This is a genomic window from Mesorhizobium sp. M8A.F.Ca.ET.021.01.1.1, from assembly GCF_003998025.1.
Taxonomy (GTDB): domain Bacteria; phylum Pseudomonadota; class Alphaproteobacteria; order Rhizobiales; family Rhizobiaceae; genus Mesorhizobium.
In genome coordinates, this window is the sequence record NZ_RZSJ01000779.1 from 1 (window position 1) to 2258 (window position 2258).

The 2258-nt window shown below is 60.0% G+C and carries 2 protein-coding genes and 1 pseudogene; all 3 read right to left on the minus strand.

What is annotated here, in order from left to right; genetic code table 11:
* Nucleotides 1-123 precede the first annotated feature (123 nt).
* A complete protein-coding gene (locus EOA36_RS33725; protein WP_287152319.1) occupies nt 124-705 on the minus strand; it encodes an alpha/beta fold hydrolase in 582 nt (193 codons plus the stop codon).
* 396 nt (nt 706-1101) lie between these two features.
* The gene (locus tag EOA36_RS33730; protein WP_024505235.1) at nt 1102-1401 is read right to left on the minus strand and encodes a ferredoxin family protein; all 300 of its coding nucleotides are present in this window, start codon (nt 1399-1401) and stop codon (nt 1102-1104) included.
* 12 nt (nt 1402-1413) lie between these two features.
* Nucleotides 1414-2258: pseudogene (locus EOA36_RS33735) on the minus strand (FAD-dependent oxidoreductase); the annotation flags it as partial.

A 2258-nucleotide genomic window follows, 5' to 3' on the forward strand; every position in this document is an offset into this window, starting at 1 on the left:
GGACAGGCCACTCCCGCCTAGTGGTTTCGGTGGCGCCACCGGAACGACCCGTTGGGCCTATCCGTGCACCAGAGCTCAAGGCCACGGCCTGAGAATCGGCCGCCGCTCACCCTACTTGGTTCCTCAGCCGACTGCGCTAAGAAGGAGAGCAACTTCCGTCGGCGCGAGGATCATTGCGTCGTGGCCAGTGGCGAGTTCCTGCCACGCCCAGCCATCCTGCTTCGCGACCCATTCTCGCGCTCCCGCCATCGGCGGGTGGAGTGGATTAGTGCAGACGACATAGGTTCGGGGTCTGCCGTTGCCGAGCGGGTGCTCGAGCTTAAGTCCGCTTTCGTAGGTGCCTGCCGGATGCGGTGTTATCCGGCGCCGCACCCAGTCCGTGAGCGAGTGTCCCTCGGGAATGCCGAATGCTGTTGGCGGCGGAGTCGGCATGAAGATACCCCGTCCTTCCTCCGCAACCAATTTTCGACGGGCCGCGACGATGTCGGGGGGCATGGTGCTGAATACACTTTGACCGCTCTCGACGATGGCGCTGTCGAGATAAACGAGATGGCTGATATGGTCGGGTATCCGGTCGGCGGCGCCGGTGATGCTGATGCCGCCTAGACTGTGACCGACAAGGATCACATCGCTCAGCTCTTCCGTCACAATGTGGTTGACGATGTCGGTCACGAATGTGTCGGGCGTGATGTCCTTGCACAGCAAACGTGCGCGTTCGCCGACACCTGGTCGGCGTGGTCACGTGGCATCCCATCTTGCGAAGATTGGCAGCCACGTCCCGCCAACACCATCCGCCATGCCAGGCACCATGCACTAGCACATACGTCTTTGCCATGGGTTGTGCCGTTCCACTTGCTCACCGGCCGTTGTGGCTGCCATCCGGCACGATGGCCGGGCGTTGTCCCAAAGGGGCTCGACCACGTGACCGGTGGTAAGTCCGGCGCACAGGGCAGCGCCGTGGCCTGAGGACACCGCTAACGAGTCAAGGAAATTTGAATTGCGAAAGGCCAATATTCACTAGCTCTTTGCAAGTGGATGGAGAGGCTCATGGTGTGCCGCAGTTGCTCGCTGCCGGCATGCTCTTGGCACGGTCCCGGCTGATCATCCGAACTTGAACAGGACACCAAAGCCGCCGCGCGGATAGTTCCACTCGATGTCGCCGCCTTTCTCGCACAATATCCGGCAGGTGCCGCATTCCATGCAGCCGTCGGCGGTGATCTCGACTTGACCCTTGTCATTCAACTCATAGCATTTCGCCGGACAGACGTAGGTCAACGCAAGCAAGTTCGCGCTTGGCTTGTCGTGCGGTCGCACTATAATATGGGGGCGGCCGGAATCGACCAGATAGCGGTTCTGGTAAAGTTTGTCCTCGACACGAACCTTCGTCACTGCGATCGTCATCTTGTACCCTCTTCAGCGCCATGCCAATGCCAGGCGGACCGCGTCGCTGACCAACCCCCAGCGCGAGCGCGCGTTGATGAAGGCGGCCGTGGTGTTCTTTTCCTTCTCGATCTTCGGCGTGCCGTCGACACGCATGAAGTTCTGAGCGGCATGCGACATCAGCCGCGGATAGCTGTCAAAAAAGTTGCTGGAATTGGTGTGGAGCAAGGCTGGCATGTCCTTGTATTTCTTAAGATCCTTGATCACAAAGGAGTCATCCAGCATCGTCTTGTAGAGCGCAAGGTTCGCTTTGGTCATAGGACCGTTGCGGCTTTTGACTTTGATGATCGCCTCAGCCGCGACACGACCCGAGGTCATGGCAAGGTTCGAACCCTCACGGTGAATGGCATTGTTCAGTTGCGCTGCGTCGCCGACGATGACCCAACCGTCGCCGAAGAGCTGCGGAATGGCCTTGTAACCACCTTCGGGGATAAGATGGGCGGCATATTCTTTCACCTCCGAGCCAGCGATCAGCGGCCGGATCGAAGGATGGTTTTTCATCGCATCCAGGAGGGCGGACGGGCTCTCCATCGTCGCGGCGAAATCCGAGACCAGGCAGCCGATGCCGAGTGATATCGACTCCTTGTTGGTGTAAAGGAAGCCGAGCCCGGCCATGCTGCGAGAGATCGTGCCCACGGCCTCGATTACGCAGCCTTCATCGCCCTTGACCCCGAACCGCTGGCCAATGACCTCTTCGGGCAAGAAATGCATTTCCTTGACGGCAAGCGCCACGGTCTCCGGCTTCGGCATCTCGCGCAGGCCTGCGCGAGTGCCAAGCAATCCCGACACCCCTTCTGCGAGAACGACCACATTCGCGA

What these genes read in the sequence shown, in the direction of transcription:
- EOA36_RS33730 (WP_024505235.1), bottom strand. Translation starts at nt 1,401, where the DNA reads ATGACGATCGCAGTGACGAAGGTTCGTGTCGAGGACAAACTTTACCAG.